The organism is Brevibacillus humidisoli (assembly GCF_020923435.1).
GTDB lineage: Bacteria > Bacillota > Bacilli > Brevibacillales > Brevibacillaceae > Brevibacillus_E > Brevibacillus_E humidisoli.
The window spans coordinates 4,299,131-4,321,449 of record NZ_CP087263.1 but is presented as its reverse complement, the minus strand read 5'-3'; the positions used below and the strand labels follow the sequence as shown (position 1 = coordinate 4,321,449).

Sequence of the window (22,319 nt, the reverse complement as noted above, 5' to 3'; positions counted from 1 at the left end):
TTTTATTTTAGTCACATTTTGTGATCTGTCAAGCTGGAACCGCGCCTTTACATCCGCTCTTCATGTTGACAGATCAGACATGTCACCTCAGCCAACACCCGCTGTCACGATGCCGAGAACTGCTCTTCCTCCGTCGATCCCGTCAGCGCCGTTGTCGACGAACTGCCGCCAGCGATCACTTGTGATACTTCATCAAAGTACCCCGTTCCCACTTCACGCTGATGCCGCGTAGCTGTATAGCCGTGCACTTCACTGGCGAACTCCGCCTGCTGCAGTTCAGAATAGGCTGCCATCCCGTAATCCTTATATTTGCGCGCCAGTTCAAACATGCTGTAGTTCAATGCATGGAACCCGGCCAGAGTCACAAACTGGAACTTGTAGCCCATCGACCCGATTTCCTCTTGGAATCTGGCAATCGTCTGTTGATCCAGCTTTTTCTTCCAGTTGAAGGAGGGAGAGCAGTTATAGGCCAAAAGTTTCCCAGGAAATTCTCTATGAATCGCCTCTGCAAAGCGTCTTGCTTCTTCCAGGTTTGGCTCAGATGTCTCGCACCAGATCAGATCAGCATAGGGAGCGTAGGCGAGTCCACGGGCGATCGCCGCATCCAGTCCACCCCGCATCCGGAAAAAGCCTTCCGAAGTACGCTCTCCCGTCAGGAATTGGCGGTCTCGCTCATCGATATCACTCGTTATCAGGTATGCTCCGTTGGCATCTGTTCTCGCTACGAGAACCGTCGGTACCCCCATCGTATCGGCGGCGAGTCTGGCAGCGATCAAGTTTCTCACTGCAGCCTGCGTGGGGATCAGGACCTTGCCCCCCATATGTCCGCACTTTTTCTCCGATGCCAGTTGATCCTCGAAATGAACCCCGGCAGCACCCGCTTCAATCATCGCTTTCATGAGTTCAAACACGTTCAACGGCCCGCCAAAACCTGCCTCTGCATCAGCTACGATTGGGGCAAACCAGTAGGTGTCTCCAGTGCCTTCCGATTGTTGGATCTGATCTGCTCGCTGCAGGGCCTGGTTAATCCGTTTTACAACATGCGGTACGCTGTTGGCCGGATAAAGGCTTTGGTCAGGATACATCTGTCCGGACAGATTAGCGTCCGCAGCAACTTGCCAGCCACTCAGGTAAATCGCTTTGAGACCCGCTTTTACCTGCTGAACCGCCTGATTTCCCGTCAGTGCTCCCAATGCCTTGATATGGTGTTCCGTCTGCAGCAGATGCCAGAGACGCTCTGCTCCCAACCGGGCCAATGTATGTTCAATCTGCACGGAACCGCGCAATTTGACGACATCTTCGGCAGAGTACGGCCGTTCAATTCCCTTCCATCGCTCAGACTTCCAACTCTCTTCTACTTTTAAGATCTCTTCTCTTTGTCCCATTTTGATTCCTCTCCTTTTTTTCTGGATTTGTGCGGTCGAAATCTTCCCTCTGCTTTTTCTGTTATGTAACTAAAATTATGTTAAATAACTGTAGTATAACAGAAAAAACAGCACAAAATAATCGCCCCCCTCTGTCACTCTGGGCGTCGGTCCAACCTATTCCAACAAACCGGTACCACTACAATGTGCGCAGAGCTGATGACCATCTCCGCCACAGTCAAGACAAGGACGACCACCTGCGTCATACCCCCTGCCGCGACAACCAGGACAGTCTGTCTCTCCGTTGCCGTTGCATCTGATGCAATTCATCTCCACTCCTCCTTTCCAGCCGCTGCTTCTCCCACTTCTGTCCTCCCTCTTTCTCTGTATTAATACATTTATTTATTTTGTGTTGTTATTATATAACACACTTCCAGGATTGTTCAACCTGTTTTTTGATTTTTTCCAATAAATAAAGAAAAGGCACAGAGAGACTCCGTACCTCAGATGGCAAACGACCACGTTCTTTCAGGGCAAGATCTTCTTTCAACTACCAGCCTTGTCTACTCTGGCTGATTTGGCGTTGCTCTCCCCACTTCAAATGGAGAATAGATACCCTCATATGCTAGATGCAGCGTCATCCCCAGCTTCGCATGATCAAGATTGTGACAGTGATCCATCCAGATTCCCGGATTGTCAGCCCGAAACGCAACCTCATATGTTTCACCTGGCGCAACATTTAGGGTGTCGGTCCACCAAGGGCTACCCGTTACTGCCCGACCGTTGCGACGTAAGACCAGCATGTGATGTCCGTGCAGGTGCATGGGGTGATCCATAAAACTGCGATTTACAAAGGTGGTTTTGGCTAGATCCCCTTCTTGTACCATCAACATTGGTGTATCAGGAAATACTTTCCCGTTAATCGTCCACAGCATGTCGAACTGGCCATCGTAAAAACCCGGTCGATTATCAAACACCATAAAAAACTCCCGGTCAAACTGGCTGTCGATGTTAAATGGAGTTGAAGCTAGGGCGCCGTAAGCAGCTGGGTCAAATACGGAAAGCTCCCCTACATCCGCCTTCTGGATGCTCCCATCCTGGCTAAACACCATGCCGATCTCGCCCACCGTATCACCCAAAGCAGTCAACTGGACAGGTGTCTCCGGCATGATAAAGGTGATATCATGCCGCCCTCCGCCAGCAACAAGCATTTTGGCGTTGCGCAAATCAGTTGGCTGCACAATGTCATTTCCGTCGATCGCCGCTACTTGAAACCTCGTACCTGTGAGAGCAAACCATTTGGACCAGTTGTCGGCATTAATCAGGCGCAGTCGGACAGGTGTACCCGGAGAAACTGCTTTGCCCTGCAGTCTATCGGCCGTCCCCAGGCTGGGTACCATCTTATTTTCTGTCGTGTCCCATTGGTGGAAAACAATAGGTATATCGAGCCATTCAACCGATGGCTTTGGCTTGTTTGGCTCAATGACCAAAGGGCCAAACAACCCCTTTCTGACCTGTTTCGACGATTGCTGGTGCGAGTGGTACCAATACGTCCCCACTTGATCGGCTACGAACCGGTAGGTGTACGATTCACCCGGTTTGACAGCATTTTGGGTCACTCCTGCGACACCATCTTCGCCATTGGGAATATTGAGGCCATGCCAGTGAACCGTAACCCCGTCCTCAATGTCCTCATTAACCAACGTTATCTCTACCAACTCACCCTGTCTGATGCGCAGCTCGGGTCCAGGTATTTTTCCATTAAATGTCCACGCCTCCACCCCCGCGCCCGAATCAAGGTACAATGTTTCCTTACGTGCCGTAAGCGTGAAGCGTCGATCCGGAACCCCGCCGCGGGGGCCGGTCAATTCCGTCACACTGATCAGCGATTGGACCGTTGAGGAGTGTGGAGTTCCATCATGCTGGTGACCGCTATGGGAGATCGGTGTTCCTCCCCCTTCGTCGTTCGCCTCTCCCATCATCCACATGCGATCGGGAAGCCGACTGTCCTGCATAGACCAGTACACCGCAGACGATAAGCCAATACTGATAACAAACAGGACGGCGACGCCGCGCAAAACCCGGGTTTTTACCCCTGAGACTACCATCGTCCCTTCGAAAAAGGCGTCGCTTCGTCGCGCTTGCCGCATCAGCAGGCAGAGCGTACCTGCCGCGAACAGACCAAGGAACGTAAGAAACGCACCCCAAACAGGAGGAGTGATTTGGTAGAAAACAGTAGAGATACCGAACAGACTGGCCAGTGTCGCAGCCTGCACGGGTACAATCAACGAAGGAGCGGACAGCTTGCCGCGTTCTTTTGCCTGCAGCGGTTGATCCCCCTCAGACTTGATTTTGTGCGGCAGTCTGTGCAGCCAGGGAATGATCCTGACAGCGACAATAGCTGCAGATGGGAGAAGAAAAGGAAACAAACCAACCACCCCTGTAACGGCAAACCACCATCCGAAGGAAGACCATAACTGCCAAATCATATAGACCTTGCTGAATACCGCCAATTCTGCTGCGTACAGCAGAACCAAACAGACAACAATCCGGATGAGAAGCTGTTTTCGCGATTTGCTGCGAGCTAATCGCCCAGTTGCAAAGGCCGCACTTGCCCATAAGATGAACAAAACCATAGTAAGTATCGTATCAATCCCAAATAACGCCTCAAACATCTAACCTCCCCTTTCCCTACGACGGGTTGGTATTCTCACCAATCCTTTTGTTATACTTTCATTAGATCGCTAAACTTTTAACTTCTTACGTTGTCATTTACTTACTAACTAAGATAACTGGAATCGAAATAGAGGTGTGTCGCCATGTCAAGCAAGGAAAAACTGTTGTCCTCCCTGCTCGTGCATTCCCGTAAGCTTAGCACGGGAACTGTGTTGTTTCATCAAGTGATCGCCGACTGCCTCGGCCTCAATCCGACTGACCACAAGTGTCTCGACATTATCCTTCGGACTGGTGCACTCACGGCAGGTGAACTGGCTGAACAAAGCAATCTCACGACCGGCGGGATTACGGGAGTGATTGACCGGTTGGAGAAGGCAGGGTACGTGGTTCGTACGAAAGATCCCGCTGACCGCAGGCGCGTCATCGTTCAACCTGTTGAGGACAAGATACGAGAAGTTTCCATGTTGTTCTCCTCCCTTACGGAAGCGTCCACCTCCCTATTTTCACAATACAAAGTGGAGGAACTCCGTCTGATCCTCGATTTTCTGCAGAAAAGCCAGCTCGTGCTTGAGCAGGAAACCCGCAAGTTAAAAGAAACTCACTTGTTGTGATTACTTGCCGTATCTTCAAATGTGAGGGCCTGCATGCAAGACCAGTTGCAAAAAACTAGGCTACAAGCCAGAATCGCCTCTTGCTCTGTTACCTAGCGTAAACAATCCGTCATTTCGCTACTACCGTCTTAAGCTTGATTCCAGCTCCATCCGAAGACGGAGCAGTCAGATATTGCTTTGACAGCCGAAGGATGAACCAAACCCCTGGCACGAAAAAACTCCCCTGACTACGATGCCAGGGGAGCTTACCTATTTGGTACCGATGATTGGTACGATGTCATTAGTATCCATATATAGGTGATCATTATAGATATAGGCGTTGCTGTTTCAGCAGAAAGAGCCTTCACATGGAATGCATCACACCTGCTGACAACTTGAAAATCACTTTTTGGCGCTTCGTCTGCCCTGCTATCTAGCCGAGATCCGCTCGATTCCTCCCATGTAAGGCCGCAACGCTTCGGGAATCAAGACACCCCCGTCAGCTTGCTGGTAGTTCTCCAAAATCGCAGCAACGGTCCGGCCAATGGCCAAAGCAGAGCCATTTAGCGTGTGAACAAACTCTGGCTTGGACTTGGTATCACGGCGGAAGCGGATATTGGCCCGGCGCGCCTGGAAATCCTCAAAGTTGGAGCAGGACGAGATTTCCCGATAGGTATCATAGCTTGGCAGCCATACTTCCAAATCGTACTTTTTGGCCGCTGTAAAACCGAGATCTCCCGTACACATGCTCATGACCCGATAGGGCAAGCCCAACAGCTGCAAAACCTTCTCCGCCTGAGCAACCAGCTTCTCTAATTCTTCGTACGAATCTTCCGGTTTGACGAACTTGACCAATTCCACCTTGTTGAACTGATGCTGTCGAATCAATCCGCGTGTGTCGCGACCTGCCGAACCGGCCTCCGAACGGAAACACGCGCTGTATGCGGCAAAGTTTCGCGGCAGCATCGCGCCATCCAGAATCTCATCGCGGAATAGATTGGTCACCGGCACCTCCGCAGTCGGGATCAAAAAGTAATCGGGTCCCTCCAGCTTGAACGCGTCTTCTTCAAACTTGGGCAGTTGGCCTGTACCCGTCATACTGGCTCGATTGACAATGTAGGGGGGCAGCAGTTCTTCATACCCATCCTGGTCAACGTGCAGATCAAGCATAAAGTTCATCAAGGCACGCTCCAGCCGCGCACCCAATCCGCGGTAAAAGACAAAGCGGCTTCCCGTCACCTTGGCTGCTGCCTCAAAATCGACTATACCTAACTGCTGTGCCAGCTCCCAGTGCGGCTTCGGCTCGAAATCGAACTTCTGCGCTTCACCCCATGTACGGGCCACGACGTTATCCTCTTCCGATTCGCCGACCGGTGTACTTTCATGTGGCAGGTTAGGCAGACTAAGCAGGATCTCATGCAGCTGCTCATCCAGCTCACGCAGTTGTTCATCCAGTGCCTTGATCCGCTCGTTTACTTCTTTCATCTCGGCAATCAGATGATCTGCATCCTGCTTGTTCCGCTTTAGTGCAGCCACCTGATCGGAGACCGTATTGCGCTTGTTTTTCAACACTTCTGCTTCCTGAATCACCTGACGGCGATTTGCATCCACTTCGGCAAACTGGTCCAGAGCGGAAATGTCTTCGTTTCTGTGGGCAAGACGTCGTCTCACCTCATCCAAATCATGTCGCAATACCTTTACGTCCAACATCGTATCATCCCTCCCATGCTACACATACACAAAATCTTCATGGACAAAAATAAAAACACCCATCCCCGGTAAGGGACGAGTGTGTAAACCCGCGTTGCCACCCTTTTTGACAAATGAATGCTTTTTTTAGAACATCATAAAAAGCATGCATCTGCCCTCTTGTCGTGTTAACGGCACGTTGCCGGGTGAAGTTGTCTCCCTCACCACTCCGAGATGGATTCCTCTGCCCGCAGGGACGGTTTCCACCAGCCACCGACTCTCTTGACCAACGAATGCAGAGTACTTGTTCTCGTCTTCGCTTTGACAATCTTCTTTTCTCTTATTATTTAACTATACTACTTATCTTATGCGGGTGTAAAGGTGAAGAAGATTACGCTTTCGGGGGGCAGGTTGCTAACATGGAGTCTACGAACATGGTGTCATCTCATCTCTGACCATCCTTGGGCAACATTTCCGTTCCCAGCAACAGAAACGTGTTGTTTGGACAAGCAGGGCACCCCTGTCGCTTCAGTTCCTCAATCGTCGCGTACATGCCCTGTGCTCCTACGAATATCGAGATACCGCATTGTTTGCATTGGTAGGTGCGCATGGTTCTTTTCAGTTCCCCGGTATACAGAGCATCATCGTAGTCAGCTATTACATGAGGAGACGTCTCTTCTGTCGTTTTCAAGATGATCATCTGCCCTCTATTGCCGATCATCTCTGCTCCTTCGTACTGGTTAAACTGCGGGATAATCTCACTGACCATCAACCCCATCTGCACCAACGAACGCTGCATGGTCAGACTGAAGCCAGGAGACTTGTGAGCAAAAGAGAAAAAGATGGGCAGACCTGTTTGGTGCTTGAGAGCGCTGATCCCGCGTGACAAAAACAGCATCATCCCTTGCAGCGTATAAGGAGGATCGGTAAAAAAGGCGTCAAACTGTCCCTGCATTCCACTGGGGAGAGGACGCCGCAAATCTGCGCGGATGCATCTGATCGGCAATTGTTCTACTTCTGCGATCTCTTCGATGTGCCGCAGAATCCGCTTATCCACATCGACAACTGTAATCGTCGTTTTCTGACGTTGGACACGGGGAAACAGTTGTTTCAGCAGAAAGCCAAGCGAGACGCAGACGAGATCATCATCTCCGAGACACAACACGTTTTTGCCGATTAGCGCGTCATGCTGCAAGCAGAGAAGAGCGCGGCGCAAACTGGTATCCACCGTGCATTTTGACTGATCGATCCGTACGTCAACGGAAGGCCGAGCGGAAAAATAGGGAGTCAAACGAGATTGCATCTCTTTTATTATGGGAGAGGTTCCAGTTTGATCGGCCATCAGCTCACGATACAAACGATGATTCATCCCCATAAAGCCCCATTCAGTATCCAGGTATGCTTTGCATGTGACCGTACAGTGGACACCACGCTTTTGTTCCAGCAGGCCTGCTTTGATAAGCTCTTTTTTCACGGCAGCTGTTACCGGAACCGGCAGCCGTAATGTCCGGGCCAGTTCTTTTGTAGAGATACCGGGTCGAATATAGCAGGCAATAATAAGCTGTTCGAGAGCTCCCGGCCCTTCCTGCAGCGAAACACGGGAACTGATTTCTTCTAAATATTGTTTCATGGTGATCAATCCTTTCATGATCGGACAATCTCAGCCAACGTTGGCAGGCTGGTCTTGCCCGGTTGATTGATCCCACCATCTTCCTAACGGATGCAAAACAAAAACAGGCAAAGAATGGCGTACAACGTCGCCATTCCCTGCCTGTTATCACATCGAAAAGCGCCTTGCCCATCCTTTCGTTGTCTATCGCAATCGCAAACAGATCCGTTCCGAAAGAATAAAAAAACGTGCTGAACCAGCACGGATGGCGCCAAAGAGGCAATCATATCGGGAGAAATGGTGAGATATCCGCTGTTCCTATAACGAACGAGATGAGGCATTTTTTCCATCACAAACAGACTGCTCTACAGCAGCATGCTTCCCTGCAATGGAACGGGTCGCCTCCTCTATGCAATTCCTGCTTCGTTAAGAACAATCGCCGACATCAACATCTCTCCAGTCTGGAAGGATAAGGATATTGTAAAAAAACAAGCGCCGTCTGTCAAGGCTCCTTTGCCATAACCAATGTAAAACGTGTTATATGCGAGCATAACTAGCTCGATTTCTGCAATTCCACTGGTTTCATTGTTAGTATTTCTGTATCTTTCAAAAAGATTTTGGAGAGGTAAGGCTTTTTGTAAGTCACCTCAATACTCTCTCCGACCTGATACTGCCTATAGGATACGTGAGAAGCTCGAGCTGTTAAGTTTTCGTAGTTCATTAACTCGTCATTATTGTCACGCTGCTCCTCCATTTTATCAACAATGACTGCTGTGCTGGCTAATATGGGATCAAAATACCCATCCCTAATTACATAACCTGCGGCAAGGAATAAAGCTATAAAAAGCCACCAAATAGCTCTCCGAATGCTTTGTTTATCAAAGGTCACAAAACAAACCTCCCTCATGCACTGGGGAAAACAGCTACTCTCCCCCGCGCCACTCACCTTGTCTATCTTCCGCCAATTCCCGTCCTGCAGAATGAGGAAGATGAGCTTGACGAAGGCAGAGCTGAAAAAGTATGGTAATCGTAAAGCTTGGGAAGCAAAAAGGAAGCCCGCGATTGTATGGTCACGGGCTTAAAGTCATCTAGAGTGAAAAACATCTTTGCTATGCGCGGTATTCTTTTACCATCTCAAGGAAATACCTGTGGAAACGGTAATCCTCCGTCAATTCCGGATGAAACGCACAGGCCAGACACAATCCCTGCCGGGCCGCAACAATTTTCTGATCGTACTTGGCCAGAACCTGTACCGATTCCCCAACTTCCATGATATACGGTGCCCGGATGAAAACGGCTGGAAAGTCTGGTCCCACATCAGCGATCGGCAGGATGGCTTCAAAACTATCCTTCTGCCGCCCAAAACCGTTCCTCTCCACTTTGATATCCATTACACCGAGGTGTGCTTCTGCCTGTCCACTGATCCGATTGGCCAAAAGGATCGCACCGGCACACGTGCCGAACAGCGGCTTCTGTTCCGCCGGAAACTGGCGCACGTCCTCCATGAACCCATATTTGTGCATCAGTTTGCTGATCGTGGTGCTCTCCCCGCCGGGGATGATCAGCCCGTCCACTTCTTGTAACTGCTCTCGTTTTTTGACGGCGACGGCTTCCGCTCCCGCTTGCTCCAGCATGCGCAGATGCTCGATCACCGCTCCTTGCAGGGCAAGTACGCCAATCTTCATCTTGTTCACCTTACCAGCCGCGCTCTTGCATGCGGTCCGCTTCGCGAAGCTGGGAAATCTCGATCCCCGTCATCGCGGCGCCAAGGCCTTTGGAGACGCTCGCAATCAATTCGTAATCGGTATAGTGAGTGGTTGCTTCTACAATCGCACGGGCGAACTTCTCCGGATTCTCCGATTTGAAAATGCCAGAGCCGACAAAGACTCCGTCTGCACCCAGCTGCATCATCAGAGCAGCGTCAGACGGTGTGGCCACACCACCGGCGGCGAAGTTGACCACAGGCAGCTTTCCGTTCTTGTGCACATACTCCAACAGGTCGTACGGTGCGCCAAGATTCTTTGCCTCCGCCATCAATTCATCGTAAGACATGCTCTGCACGCGGCGGATCTGAGCCTGTACCGTACGCATGTGACGTACCGCTTCCACGATGTTGCCCGTACCTGGCTCCCCTTTGGTACGGATCATCGAAGCCCCTTCCCCGATACGGCGCAGTGCTTCGCCCAGATCGCGCGCACCGCAGACAAACGGTACGGTGAAATCTTTTTTGTTGATATGATATAACTCGTCCGCTGGGGTCAGCACTTCACTCTCGTCAATATAGTCCACACCCATCGATTCCAATACACGAGCCTCGACGAAATGACCGATCCGCGCTTTGGCCATGACCGGAATCGATACGGCGTTCAATACTTCTTCCACAATACCCAGGTCTGCCATGCGGGCTACACCACCGGCAGCACGGATGTCAGACGGGACGCGCTCCAGTGCCATTACGGCTACCGCACCCGCTGCTTCTGCAATTTTTGCTTGTTCGGCGTTAACCACGTCCATGATGACGCCGCCTTTTTGCATTTCTGCCATACCCCGTTTGACACGTTGTGTACCTGTTTCAGCCATCTTGATATGCCTCCCACCGGAATGTTCTATACTCTCTTCCAGATCAATTGAGATGATCCCTCTGAATATGTCTATTGTAAACCATCTGCTGTCGTAATGACAACCAACGTACTAGGAATTGATACCATTCCAATCTTTAGTCTTAACCAATCACATCGTTAATAATATTGGCGAGAAACTGGATAATACTCCTGAACAGCAAGCGGATCCAGCTCGCTTCTTCTACATCCTGCGCTGCTACCAGATCGGTACCCAGGTTCGCAAAGTCATCTGCTTGCAGGTAATCTGCCTCGGTCACGCCTTGTTCCGCGTACACCACTTTGCCAATCGCTTGTCCTTTTTTGATCGGCGCCGTCAGATCGCTTCGGTATGTGACAGTGGGAGTCAGTTTGCCTTCCTCACCAATCTTGGCCAGAACAGTTACTTGGTCACCGGTCACGGCGGGTACGGTCAGCTCAACACCTTTCTTTACTTCGGCTGTCTCATGCCCTTTAATCGCCTGCTCTTTGTCATGCTTTTTGACCAGCTTGTAGTTGCTGAATCCGTAATCATACAGCTTTTTGGTCTCGGCAAAGCGCTTCATATCACTGCTCGTTCCCATCACGACGCTGATCAATCGTATCCCGTCTCGGCTAGCCGTACCGGTAAAACAGTATTTCGCTTCATCGGTGTAGCCCGTTTTAAGCCCGTCTGCACCCGGGTACTCGCTAGGAAGTCCCGGCAACATCCAGTTGTAGTTGGCTTTCTCAAAATTCTCGCGAAACTTTAGCCGTGGAATCTTGGAATATTCCAGCGCTTCCGGGAAATCGCGAATCAACGCTCGGGCAAGTATGGCTGCATCACGAGCCGACATCACGTTATCCTGGTCCGTATCCGGCGAATACGGCCCCAATTCATCAGCCGGCAGCCCGGTCGATGTTACAAAGCGGGAATTGGACATTCCCAGTTCTTTTGCCTTCTGATTCATCATGTCGACGAAGTTTCGCTCACTGCCGGCTACCTTTTCTGCCAGCAAAGCCGTCGCGTCATTTGCGGAGACGACCGCCATCGCTTTGTACAGTTCCTTGACCGAGTGCTCTTCTCCCATGTTCAGATACACACCGGCAGAGTCTGGTATCCGTGCGATAAAAAAGGCATACTCACTGACAGGGACCATTTCTTCCCAATCGATTTTCCCTTCCTTAATTGCTTCCAGCACCAAGTATTCCGTCATCATCTTGGTCATGCTGGCCGGCGGCAGCGGAAGGTTTTCATTATTCTTATACAAGATCTTGCCTGTAGAAGCCTCCACAAGAATTGCCGACTTTACCTCGAGCTGCAGGTTAGGCTGCGCCTCAGCAGCCTCAACATCAGGCATCCCCGACAACAGCGAAGAAGAAAACAGGGCGACGGCCAGAACAAATAGGGCGAGTCGCTTTGTGCATCTTTGCCACATCATGGTATCACTCTCCCGGTCGTTCGCTTTCTACTTTGATATCTTTTTGGACTTTCGCGTTAACACAACCATAAGTTTACCACAAATGATTGTCCGATCAGAGCCTTTCTCGGAAAGGGATTTTTTTACATAAAACAACTCCCTTTCCATGGTTGGAAAAGGAGCTGCTGATAAATTAAGAAATCGAGTAGTTGGGTGCTTCCTTGGTGATTTGCACATCGTGAGGATGGCTTTCCCGCAGTCCTGCACCCGTGATGCGGATAAACCGCGAGTTGTTTTTTAGTTCTTCAATCGTTTTGGTTCCGCAGTAACCCATGCCGGAGCGCAGCCCTCCTACCATCTGATAGACCACGTCCGCGAGCGGCCCTTTGTAGGGAACGCGTCCCTCGATCCCTTCTGGAACCAGTTTCTGTTCGTTTTCCTGGAAGTAGCGATCCTTGCTTCCCGCCTTCATCGCGCCAATCGATCCCATGCCGCGGTAAACTTTGAAACGACGGCCTTGGAAGATCTCAAACTCCCCAGGGCTTTCTTCCGTCCCGGCAAACAAGCTGCCGATCATCACAGCAGAAGCACCTGCTCCGATCGCTTTGGCCAGGTCACCGGAAAATTTTATCCCGCCATCGGCAATGATCGGTACGTTGTACTCACGTGCTACGGTCGCACAATCATAGATCGCAGTAATCTGCGGCACACCGATACCGGCCACCACCCGGGTCGTACAGATCGAACCTGGACCGATCCCCACTTTGATCACGGAGGCTCCTGCCTCAATCAGATCACGAGTTGCTTCACCGGTTGCCACGTTGCCGGCGACAATCGTTAGATCAGGGTATTGTTTGCGAAGTTCTTTCACCGTCTCAATCACACCACGGGAGTGACCGTGGGCTGTATCGACGACCAGCATGTCCACGCCCGCTTTCACCAGTGCTGCTGCACGGTCAAACGTATCGGCTGACACGCCAATGGCTGCTGCGCATAAGAGACGCCCCTGCTTGTCCTTCGCAGCATGAGGATACTGGATTGCTTTCTCAATGTCCTTGATCGTAATCAATCCCTTTAGGACATTGTTTTCGTCAACCAACGGCAGCTTCTCGATTTTATGCTGTTGCAAAATCAACTCAGCCTGCTGCAATGTGGTGCCAACAGGTGCTGTCACCAGATTTTCTTTCGTCATCACTTGAGAAATAGGTGTGCTGAAATCGTGGATAAAACGAAGATCGCGATTGGTGAGGATGCCGACAAGGTGATTCTGTTCATCGACAATCGGGACGCCGGAAATCCGATACTTGCCCATCAAAGCGTCAGCGTCGGATACGGTATGTTCAGGAGTCAGGGAAAATGGATTGGTAATGACGCCGCTTTCAGAGCGTTTTACCCGGTCAACTTCACTTGCCTGCTGTTCGATCGACATATTTTTATGAATGACACCGATTCCACCCTGTCTTGCCATGGCGATAGCCAGCTTCGATTCCGTAACGGTATCCATTCCTGCACTGATCAGCGGAATGTTTAACTTGACCGCATCACTTAACGTGGTCGTCACGTCAACGTCCCGCGGTAGTATTTCTGATCTGGCCGGGACTAGCAATACATCGTCAAACGTTAACCCTTCTTTGACGAATTTATTTTCCCACACAGTAATGATCTCCTTTCGCCCCAAAAATGTTTTATCGCAAGTTTAGCAAACGGCTTAATTTACTGTCAAGGAACGCTTATATTATTCGGATCTGAGGGGAAAATATGCATACCCAAACGCGAAATAAAGATGATTTCTCTCATAATCACGAATATTCTGTCATAATAGGGGTGATCTTCTTGTGCTCTGCTTGGGATCCGTTTCGCTATCTGGAGACAGAGCCGACTGCGCGTCATTTTTTGGCTGAGCGATACGCTGCGGCAGGACTGGACAATCCCGAGCGCCTGGCCTATCAGCAGAGTCATCGCTTTATGTACACCTGTATCCAGGCACGCACCTATTATTTGGCCTCGGCAGAGGGCGACCTGCTGATTCAACCGCTGCTGCTCTTTTATGGGTGTGTGAACCTGTTGAAGGCGCTCTTGATCACGAGGGAGCCCGATTATCCGCAGAACAGCCGCATGCTGCAGCACGGGGTGACGACTCGCAAACGGAAAAAAAGCACCTATCAACTGCTGCAAGATGAAGTGCGTCCACAAAAGGAGGGACTGTTTCCCCAGTTAGCCCACTCTCTGCGACTGACGATCGTGCAGGATCGCTATACGCTTGACTACTTGTTCGCCTCATTGCCTGAACTGGTGAGTGACTACAGTCAATCAGGTTTTACGAGTGCGTGGAAACCGATACAAGCCATCTTTTCATCACCTGGAATGCAGCTGTTGTTTCCACATGATAGCAGTGGGCCGCTTGCTTATTCGACGGACACGCTAGCTGCTTACTTGAACCGGGTATCGCCACCCAACGTGCATTTTTACCCGGCCCAAGAGGATCTGAAGTCCGACAAGACTGATTCGTTGACCCAGCCTGACCGCCAAGCGACCAGAGCGATCCACGCTCAAGGTCCGGAGGGGGTCCGCTTACAACAGCACCCCCTCCTTGCAGCCCATTCGGCAGATCGTTATCTTTTCTGGAACGGTTCGACAGATCAACTGCCCCTTCCCGGATGGGCAGCCCATTACTTGCTATTGTATGTCTTGAGCATGCTCTGTCGATATGAGACAGAGTGGTGGGGTGAATTGGTCTTATCACGGACGATGGCAGAAGTGTATCAGGTGCATCGTTTTCTCGCCATACACCGCCAATTGTTTCCCTTGTACGTGTACGAGAGATTGACCGGGGAGGAGCGTTATTTCCTCCAGGCGCCTTCGCTGTAGCTGTTTCCGGCGTCCCAGATCAGATACTGATCCACTCCCAACTCTTGACCGGCGCGAATCTGGGCCAAAACCTCGCGGGGACCATAAGGGATATGGCCGCGTACCCAGGTTGCCGTAAAATCCTGATACCAAGGGCGTATGATGGCTGTTGGCTGATTGTTGGCTCTCAGTTTTGCATCTTTCTCTTGAGCGTCAAGCAATCCCTCACGGATCGTTTCGTACGGCTTCGCATCGGGGACAGGCAGTCCGTATGTCCCGTTAGCGTAGTGAGATGGATACATCATCGGGCTGATATAATCGACGATCGGTGTCACCAGTTCCCATTTCTGCCCGATTGCCATGTCATCGGTTACAGATGGCACCAGTCCAAAAATGTCGGCGGAGACGTACACATTGTACGGCTCCAGTTCTTTTTTGGCATAGGCAAGAAAATCGGCAATTACCTGCTGTTTGGGTTTGCCGTTCTGATTGTAAAACGCCACTTCCCGGTCAACTTGTTTCCCACTTGTAGGAAACCGGACGTAATCGAACTGAATCTCTTTAAAGCCTTTTTTAGCTGCTTCTTTGGCAATCGCGATGTTGTAATCCCACACATCTTTACGGTACGGATCGATCCACATCACACCCTGCTTGTCACGCCAAATGCCACCGGTCTTTTTTTGCATCGCCCATTCCGTTTTTTTGCCTGCAAGGAAAGGGTCCTTAAAGCAGACGATGCGGGCAATGGAGTAGACATTATTCTGGTGGACCGTATGAATCAGTTTATCGACATCCTGGATAAACGTCGTCCCGTCAGCACCAGTCTCATTCACCATGGGAACCTCTGATTGGTACGTGATCCGCCCCTCATCTTCCTTCATATCGATCACCATGGCATTCAATTCGGTATCATTCACCAGATTCAGCAATTTTTGAAAATTGCTGTTGCCGGCCGACCACCCTGTTAAGTAGATTCCTTTTGCCTTAACCGGAATTTTCATCCTTTCCACCTGTTGAGGCGAGTACAGCAGACTGCTTTCATTCCAATCCGCGGCTGGCAGCGCTGTTTCCAGCTTGTTTGGCTGGGTAGTCTTTTCCGCTGCAGCACCACTCTCATTTGTTGGTCCGCTTTGTTCTGTGGCGGTCGGGATGAGGGAGCATCCCGCCAATCCTACCATAAGCAACAGGGAGATTGTGGTTGTTGTTAACTTGATGGTTCTGTTACTATACCCGGTCATCCCGTCCCAGTCCCCCTACAGATGATGATCAATCGTAATGGTTCGCCGAAATCTGACGTCCTCCGACATCTTTAGTATATCATGATATCCCGTGGTTGTTGTCCACCACTGAGTACCTCTTTTTGCAAACAGAAAAACCGCCAAGAATATGGCGGTTTCCCTCACATCACTTGTCTGATAAACAAGTCCTTCGCTTCCATCAAGTTGACGATGCCGCTACTCGTCTCGATCAGCGGTCGGGTGGGATGATTCTGATCTGTAAAGACAATCTTGCCGACTCTTCCATCGCTTAACTTTACGACGGTTCCAACAGAGAACCGGGTAATTCCGTTAACAAACGTATGCACGATCCTTGGATCCAGTTTGCCAAAACTGTCCCGCAGCAGTTGTTCCACCACCAGATAAGGGGAGGTTGCCTCCTGATGAATCCGATTGGAGCACATCGCATGGTATACGTCAGCCACCGCCACAACTTTGCTGTACAGGTGAAGTTTTTGCCCGGTCAAGCCAAGCGGATAGCCGCTGCCATCCTCTCGTTCGTGATGCTGCAGGGCGGCAAGGGCTACTCCTTCATTCAACCCTGTTGCTTCCCGAATCATCTGATAACCGTATACGGTGTGGCGTTTCATCTCTTCAAACTCTTCTGCGGTCAGTTTTCCCGGTTTCCACAAAATCTGAGGATCTATCTTGGTCTTGCCGATATCAACCAGGGTACCGGCCAGCGCCACCTGCATCCATTCTTTCTCTGGCATCTGCAGCCATTGGGCCAGGATAAAAGAAAGGAGCCCAACTGCGATGGAATGTTCATACAAATACTGTTCAGCATTGGTTACCTTACGCAGCGTAATAGTAATGTCCGGATGTTCCTTTCCACTTTCCAGCAACGGGGTGATGGCCTTTCGTACCTCGAGCACCGGAATGGGCGAGCCGCTCTCGATGTTGCGCATCAGATGGCGAAAAGTCTTCACCGTTTGGTCGTAGATGGTTTCCAGGTCTTGTTTCTTTGTCGGTTTGTCGGCACTCGGCTGTGACGTCTTCTCTTGGCCGTCTGCGCTTTTTTTCCCCTCAACAGCCCCTGTCTCATTTGTCTCTTCAATCACGATCTCATAAATCTGAAAAGCTTCCAAAAACTGACGTTCGTGCTCCTCGATCACAGTTCCTTTCGCAAAAAGCAGTCCGCCAAGTGGAGTGTGCACATCTTCCGCCAACCTTGCCCTTGGGGAAATCTTCTTAACAGAGACAATGGGCATCGGACAAACCTCCCGAGACATTCTTGTTTTAATAGTACTCTTTTACCAATCATGTGACAATCGTTCAATTTATCTGCTAAAAAATAGGAGCGGGGTCCTAGTAAGGATCACCCGCTCCCTGTTCACCTACGCCTCATCTTCCGGATCAACTTCGTCGGGCTGCTGTTCATCCTTGGCTGCTACCTCTTCCTCCGGCTCAAGATCGTCATCCTCACTGGCGGCAACCTTGGCCACGGAGCCTACTTCTTCGTTTTCCGCAAGACGGATCAACTTGACGCCCTGTGTATAGCGTCCCATCGTTGATATTCCTTTTACTTCCAGACGGATAATAATCCCGGTTGTGGTGACGATCATCAGGTCCTCGTCTGACTCGACCACTTTGAGTCCAACCACCTGACCGCTCCGTTCGGTCACATTGTGCGTCTTAATTCCTTTTCCACCCCGGCTCTGCAGGCGATACTCGGCAATCGGCGTTCGCTTGCCGTATCCTTTAGCCGTAACAATCAGAACGTCGGCATTCTCCTTGACCACATCCATGTCGATGACGTCATCATCTGGATCAAGCGTAATCCCTTTGACCCCGGTTGCGCCGCGTCCCATGGTGCGGACATCTTCCTCCCGGAACCGGACTGACATGCCCTTCTTCGTACCCATGATAATCTCTTGATCTCCGTCGGTAAACCGAACGCCGATCAATTCGTCATCCTCGCGCAAATTGATCGCAAACAAGCCCACTTTGCGGACGTTCTCATATGCGGAGAGTTCGGTCTTCTTCACCACACCTTTCTTGGTAGCGAAGAACAGGTACCGATCTTTGCGGAATTCCTTGACCGGGATCACCGTGCTGACGTGTTCGCCCTTCTCGATCTGAATCAAGTTGATGATCGGGGTACCTTTGGCAGTTCGGCTGAGATCCGGGATCTCATATCCTTTCAGACGGTATACTTTCCCTTTGTTGGTGAAGAACATGATGTAATCATGGGAATTGGTGATGTGCAGGTGTTCGACAAAGTCGTCTTCTCGCGTACCGATTCCCTGTACGCCTCGCCCGCCTCGCTTCTGGCTGCGGTAGGTGGAGACCGGCAGACGCTTGATATAACCGCTGTGCGTCAGCGTGATGACGACGTCTTCTTCTGGGATCAGATCAGCGTCTTCGATGCTGTCTTCATTGATCGTGATCCTGGTCCGGCGCTCGTCTGCGAACTTCGCTTTGATTTCGTTCATTTCTTCGCGCACGATCGCATAGATTTTGCCTTCATCGGCAAGAATAGCACGGTATTCGTTGATTTTAGCCAGCAGCTCCTGGTACTCGTTTTCGATCTTTTCCCGCTCCAGTCCGGTCAGGCGCTGCAGACGCATGTCGAGAATAGCCTGTGCTTGATCGTAGCTGAGACCGAATTGGCTCATCAATCCTTCGCGTGCTTCCTCAGTGGTCTGGGAAGCGCGGATCAGGCTGATGATCTCATCGATGTGGTCCAGCGCAATCCGCAGTCCCTCCAAGATGTGGGCGCGAGCTTCTGCTTGCCGCAGATCGTATTCGGTACGACGGCGGATGATGACGCGTTGGTGTTCCAGATAGTGGTACACCAGGTCGCGTAGGTTGAGCACCCGTGGCCGGCCTTCTACCAAGGCAAGCATATTGACGCCAAATGTACTCTGCATTTGGGTATGTTTAAACAGATTGTTCAACACGACTTTAGGGATCACATCGCGGCGCAGTTCGATCACGATCCGCATCCCTTTGCGATCTGATTCGTCTCGCAGATCGGTAATCCCGTCGATTTTCTTTTCGCGCACCAGTTCGGCGATTTTTTCCACTAACCGCGCTTTGTTGACCTGATAGGGGATCTCGGTCACGATGATGCGTGCTTTCCCGTTCTCTTCTTCGATCAACGTCTTGGCTCGCATCACAATCGAGCCCCGACCGGTTTCATACGCTTTGCGGATTCCGCTGCGACCAAGAATTTCGCCGGCAGTCGGGAAGTCCGGTCCTTTGATGATCTGCATCAATTCCTGAATGGTAATGTTCGGATTGTCGATCATCGCCGTAACGCCGTCGATCACTTCACCCAGGTTGTGTGGCGGAATGTTGGTAGCCATACCGACAGCGATACCAGACGCACCGTTCACCAGCAGATTGGGGAAACGTGAAGGGAGAACGACCGGTTCTTCCTTGTGGCCGTCGTAGTTTGGCGTGAAATCAACTGTTTCTTTTTCAATATCCCGCAGCAGTTCCAGAGCCAGCTTTGAGAGGCGCGACTCCGTATACCGCATCGCCGCTGCCGGGTCGCCGTCGACGGAACCGAAGTTGCCCTGGCCTTCCACCAGGGTATACCGAATATTAAAATTCTGTGCCAAACGAACCATGGTCTCGTATATGGCAGAGTCACCGTGCGGGTGATAGTTGGCCATCACTTCACCGACGACGTGAGCCGACTTACGAAACGCTTTGTCCGGTGTAAGGCCCATATCGTGCATAGCGTACAGGATACGGCGATGGACCGGTTTTAATCCATCACGCACATCCGGCAGTGCACGGCTGACAATGACACTCATCGCATAGTCGATGAACGAACTGCGCATCTCCTGGCTGATATCTATTTTTGGAAACTGAGGTGTAGCTTCTGCCATAGACGATAACCCTCCAACTGGTTTTCAACAATACGTAATTATACCATATTTCAAGTAAACTAGTCCAAAAGCGGACATGGTACAACCCGTATCAACGATGGTTTGGCAATCCCTACTCAAAAAAGAAAAAAGCTCAGCCGGGATACAGGTCTATTGATGCGTGCATACCCTCACCGGCTGAGTTTTTCTACTGGAAAACCCCTAGATATCCAGATTGCGTACGTTGAGCGCATGCTCCTCGATAAACTCCCGCCGCGGTTCCACATCGTCACCCATCAGCGTCTCGAATACCATATCCGCGTCCATCGCATCTTCCAGACTGACCTGCAGCAGTGTGCGGCCATCCGGGTTCATCGTCGTCTCCCACAGTTGTTCCGCATTCATTTCACCCAATCCCTTGTAGCGCTGAACAGACGGTTTTGGCGTCGGTTTCAGCGTACGCAGGATCTCGTCCCGCTGCCGATCGTTAAACGCATAGTGCAAGGCCTTCCCCTGCTTGATGCTGTAGAGCGGCGGCTGTGCAATATAGACATAACCGGCTTCGATCAAGGGACGCATGTAGCGATAAAAGAAGGTTAGCAAGAGCGTCCGGATGTGCGACCCGTCGACATCTGCGTCCGTCATAATCACGATCTTGTGATAGCGTGCTTTGGAAATGTCAAAATCCTCGCCAATTCCCGTTCCCAGTGCAGTGATGATCGCCCGGATTTCGTTATTGGCCAAAATCTTGTCGAGACGCGATTTTTCTACGTTGAGCACCTTTCCGCGCAGCGGAAGAATGGCCTGGAAGTGGCGGTCGCGTCCTGACTTGGCGGAACCTCCCGCCGAATCCCCCTCGACCACAAACAGTTCGCTCTCCGAAGCATCCTTGGACGAACAGTCGGCCAGTTTTCCAGGCAGCGCACTCACTTCCAATGCGCTTTTCCGTCGGGTAAATTCCCGTGCTTTCCGGGCCGCTTCCCGGGCCCGTGCCGCCATCAGCGCTTTCTCCACAATCTTTTTGGCGACGGACGGGTTCTCCTCCATAAACTCCGTAAATCGGGCGCTAAAAACCGACTCCGTCACACTGCGCGCCTCCGAGTTGCCCAGTTTTGTTTTGGTCTGACCCTCGAATTGCGGCTCCGGTATTTTGACCGAGATGATCGCCGTAATGCCTTCCCGGACATCTTCCCCTGACAAGTTGGGGTCTTTCTCCTTGAGAAAGTTAAACTTGCGGCTGTAGTCGTTGATCACACGCGTCAGCGCCGTTTTAAACCCGGCTTCATGAGTACCGCCTTCGTGCGTATTGATGTTGTTGGCAAAGGAGTAAATGTTGCTCACATAGCTGTCGTTGTACTGCAGCGCCACTTCGACCAGCAGTCCGTCTTTTTCTCCTTCGCAGTAGATCACATCTTCATGCAGACTCTCGCGGTTTTTGTTGAGATACTCCACGAACTGGATAATCCCGCCTTCAAAGTGGAATTCTTCCGTCCGTTCCTGTTCCGCCCGCTCATCATGCAGTACGATGCGCAGTCCTTTGTTTAGGAAAGCAAGTTCCCGCAGCCGCTTTTGCAGCACCTCGTATTCAAACTCGGTTGTCTCCGTAAAAATCCCAGGGTCAGGCTTAAAGGAAACGATCGTTCCCGTTTCCTCTGTCTCCCCTACCACTTTCAGATCCGCTTCCGGAACACCGTGGTTGAAGCGCATAAAATAGACATTGCCGTTCTGCTTCACTTCCACTTCCAACCACTCGGACAAAGCGTTCACCACGGAACTGCCTACGCCGTGCAAGCCGCCGGACACTTTATAGCCTCCGCCGCCAAACTTTCCTCCGGCGTGAAGCACGGTCAATACGGTTTCAACCGTTGATTTACCCGTCTTGTCATGAATACCTGTGGGAATCCCGCGACCATTGTCTGTCACGGTGACCGTATTGTCGGGACGAATGTAGACATGAATCTCGTCACAGTAGCCAGCCAATGCCTCGTCGATGGCGTTATCGACGATTTCCCACACCAGGTGGTGCAGCCCACGGCTGCTGGTAGAGCCGATGTACATTCCGGGTCGTTTCCGGACAGCCTCCAACCCTTCCAGTACCTGTATTTGACTCGCGTCGTAGTTCTGATCTTTTGCCGTAAGCTGTTCCACTACTCTGTCAACTCCTCGAAATCAGTCTGCTCAGCTGGGAATGGATCCAAACTGTTTACGTACTGTGCGCGTCGTTTTAAGGTAAGGGAAGAAATCGGGGAACAATAAATGGCGTCCTTGGTAATCACGTACGATTTGGTCTCTTCTTGATTAGTATCGACAAGTCTTTTAGTTTTTCGGTCATCCTCAAGGAACTTTTTTGTGATTTTTGAGGTTTTCACCGATTGATGATCGACAATCGAGATCACATCCTTGATGCTGACCACTGTATCTCCACCGATGTGCAAAAACATACTCTATC

At 51.0% G+C, this 22,319-nt stretch carries 16 protein-coding genes and 1 other annotated feature; of the genes, 2 read left to right on the top strand and 14 right to left on the bottom strand.

What is annotated here, in order from left to right:
- Nucleotides 1–104: 104 nt before the first annotated feature.
- Both aceA and LOK74_RS20945 read right to left on the bottom strand, forming a co-directional pair.
- On the bottom strand, nt 105–1,385 hold the full coding sequence (aceA, locus tag LOK74_RS20950; protein ID WP_230043925.1) for an isocitrate lyase: 1,281 nt from the start codon (nt 1,383–1,385) through the stop codon (nt 105–107).
- Between the two features lie 542 nt (nt 1,386–1,927).
- Nucleotides 1,928–4,039, bottom strand: coding sequence for a multicopper oxidase family protein (locus tag LOK74_RS20945; RefSeq protein WP_230043924.1), 2,112 nt, complete (start codon nt 4,037–4,039; stop codon nt 1,928–1,930).
- 144 nt (nt 4,040–4,183) lie between these two features.
- On the opposite strand from LOK74_RS20945, the gene LOK74_RS20940 reads away from it, so the two are divergent.
- Nucleotides 4,184–4,651: a MarR family winged helix-turn-helix transcriptional regulator gene (locus tag LOK74_RS20940; RefSeq protein ID WP_230043923.1), complete on the top strand. Its 468-nt coding sequence runs from the start codon at nt 4,184–4,186 to the stop codon at nt 4,649–4,651.
- Nucleotides 4,652–5,059: 408 nt separating this feature from the next.
- Here the strand turns inward: LOK74_RS20940 and serS are convergent, their stop codons facing one another.
- The 7 genes from serS to guaB all read right to left on the bottom strand — a co-directional run bounded on the left by serS (nt 5,060) and on the right by guaB (nt 13,579).
- Complete coding sequence (serS, locus tag LOK74_RS20935) at nt 5,060–6,340, bottom strand: serine--tRNA ligase (protein ID WP_230043922.1); 1,281 nt, start codon at nt 6,338–6,340, stop codon at nt 5,060–5,062.
- 68 nt (nt 6,341–6,408) lie between these two features.
- Nucleotides 6,409–6,645, bottom strand: a binding site (T-box leader).
- A gap of 119 nt (nt 6,646–6,764) precedes the next feature.
- Nucleotides 6,765–7,949, bottom strand: coding sequence for a bis-aminopropyl spermidine synthase family protein (locus LOK74_RS20930; RefSeq protein ID WP_230043921.1), 1,185 nt, complete (start codon nt 7,947–7,949; stop codon nt 6,765–6,767).
- Between the two features lie 532 nt (nt 7,950–8,481).
- Entirely contained in the window at nt 8,482–8,817 is a 336-nt protein-coding gene (locus tag LOK74_RS20925; protein ID WP_230043920.1) for a hypothetical protein, read from the bottom strand.
- Nucleotides 8,818–9,037: 220 nt separating this feature from the next.
- Nucleotides 9,038–9,613, bottom strand: a complete 576-nt coding sequence (gene pdxT, locus LOK74_RS20920) for a pyridoxal 5'-phosphate synthase glutaminase subunit PdxT (RefSeq protein WP_230043919.1) — start codon at nt 9,611–9,613, stop codon at nt 9,038–9,040.
- A 10-nt stretch (nt 9,614–9,623) separates the two neighbouring features.
- The gene (gene pdxS, locus LOK74_RS20915; RefSeq protein ID WP_230043918.1) at nt 9,624–10,508 is read right to left on the bottom strand and encodes a pyridoxal 5'-phosphate synthase lyase subunit PdxS; all 885 of its coding nucleotides are present in this window, start codon (nt 10,506–10,508) and stop codon (nt 9,624–9,626) included.
- Between the two features lie 142 nt (nt 10,509–10,650).
- Nucleotides 10,651–11,946, bottom strand: a complete 1,296-nt coding sequence (locus tag LOK74_RS20910; RefSeq protein WP_230043917.1) for a D-alanyl-D-alanine carboxypeptidase family protein — start codon at nt 11,944–11,946, stop codon at nt 10,651–10,653.
- A 172-nt stretch (nt 11,947–12,118) separates the two neighbouring features.
- Nucleotides 12,119–13,579 (bottom strand): IMP dehydrogenase, encoded by a 1,461-nt coding sequence (guaB, locus tag LOK74_RS20905; RefSeq protein WP_230043916.1) that lies wholly within the window; start codon nt 13,577–13,579, stop codon nt 12,119–12,121.
- A gap of 179 nt (nt 13,580–13,758) precedes the next feature.
- Here guaB and LOK74_RS20900 point away from each other — a divergent pair, with 179 nt between their 5' ends.
- On the top strand, nt 13,759–14,793 hold the full coding sequence (locus tag LOK74_RS20900) for a YaaC family protein (RefSeq protein ID WP_230043915.1): 1,035 nt from the start codon (nt 13,759–13,761) through the stop codon (nt 14,791–14,793).
- Here LOK74_RS20900 and LOK74_RS20895 read toward each other — a convergent pair.
- From LOK74_RS20895 to remB, 5 genes are all read right to left on the bottom strand, one after another.
- Nucleotides 14,766–16,010 carry a putative glycoside hydrolase gene (locus LOK74_RS20895; RefSeq protein WP_230043914.1) on the bottom strand — a complete coding sequence of 415 codons (1,245 nt, stop codon included), beginning with the start codon at nt 16,008–16,010 and terminating at the stop codon, nt 14,766–14,768. The genes LOK74_RS20900 and LOK74_RS20895 overlap by 28 nt on opposite strands.
- Nucleotides 16,011–16,171: 161 nt before the next feature.
- Nucleotides 16,172–17,260 carry an HD-GYP domain-containing protein gene (locus tag LOK74_RS20890; protein ID WP_230043913.1) on the bottom strand — a complete coding sequence of 363 codons (1,089 nt, stop codon included), beginning with the start codon at nt 17,258–17,260 and terminating at the stop codon, nt 16,172–16,174.
- A 126-nt stretch (nt 17,261–17,386) separates the two neighbouring features.
- Nucleotides 17,387–19,891 (bottom strand): DNA gyrase subunit A, encoded by a 2,505-nt coding sequence (gyrA, locus tag LOK74_RS20885; protein WP_230043912.1) that lies wholly within the window; start codon nt 19,889–19,891, stop codon nt 17,387–17,389.
- A 201-nt stretch (nt 19,892–20,092) separates the two neighbouring features.
- A complete protein-coding gene (gene gyrB, locus LOK74_RS20880; RefSeq protein ID WP_230043911.1) occupies nt 20,093–22,018 on the bottom strand; it encodes a DNA topoisomerase (ATP-hydrolyzing) subunit B in 1,926 nt (641 codons plus the stop codon).
- A complete protein-coding gene (gene remB / locus LOK74_RS20875) occupies nt 22,018–22,311 on the bottom strand; it encodes an extracellular matrix regulator RemB (protein WP_230043910.1) in 294 nt (97 codons plus the stop codon). Before remB ends, gyrB begins: the two co-directional genes overlap by 1 nt.
- Nucleotides 22,312–22,319 lie beyond the last annotated feature (8 nt).

Bases quoted from the DNA above. Each gene is read 5' to 3' on its own strand.
- remB (WP_230043910.1), bottom strand. From the start codon at position 22,311: ATGTTTTTGCACATCGGTGGAGATACAGTGGTCAGCATCAAGGATGTG.
- LOK74_RS20945 (WP_230043924.1), bottom strand. From the start codon at position 4,039: ATGTTTGAGGCGTTATTTGGGATTGATACGATACTTACTATGGTTTTG.
- LOK74_RS20930 (WP_230043921.1), bottom strand. From the start codon at position 7,949: ATGAAACAATATTTAGAAGAAATCAGTTCCCGTGTTTCGCTGCAGGAA.
- gyrA (WP_230043912.1), bottom strand. From the start codon at position 19,891: ATGGCAGAAGCTACACCTCAGTTTCCAAAAATAGATATCAGCCAGGAG.
- LOK74_RS20890 (WP_230043913.1), bottom strand. From the start codon at position 17,260: ATGCCCATTGTCTCTGTTAAGAAGATTTCCCCAAGGGCAAGGTTGGCG.
- serS (WP_230043922.1), bottom strand. From the start codon at position 6,340: ATGTTGGACGTAAAGGTATTGCGACATGATTTGGATGAGGTGAGACGA.
- LOK74_RS20910 (WP_230043917.1), bottom strand. From the start codon at position 11,946: ATGATGTGGCAAAGATGCACAAAGCGACTCGCCCTATTTGTTCTGGCC.
- pdxT (WP_230043919.1), bottom strand. From the start codon at position 9,613: ATGAAGATTGGCGTACTTGCCCTGCAAGGAGCGGTGATCGAGCATCTG.
- aceA (WP_230043925.1), bottom strand. From the start codon at position 1,385: ATGGGACAAAGAGAAGAGATCTTAAAAGTAGAAGAGAGTTGGAAGTCT.
- pdxS (WP_230043918.1), bottom strand. From the start codon at position 10,508: ATGGCTGAAACAGGTACACAACGTGTCAAACGGGGTATGGCAGAAATG.
- LOK74_RS20895 (WP_230043914.1), bottom strand. From the start codon at position 16,010: ATGACCGGGTATAGTAACAGAACCATCAAGTTAACAACAACCACAATC.
- LOK74_RS20940 (WP_230043923.1), top strand. From the start codon at position 4,184: ATGTCAAGCAAGGAAAAACTGTTGTCCTCCCTGCTCGTGCATTCCCGT.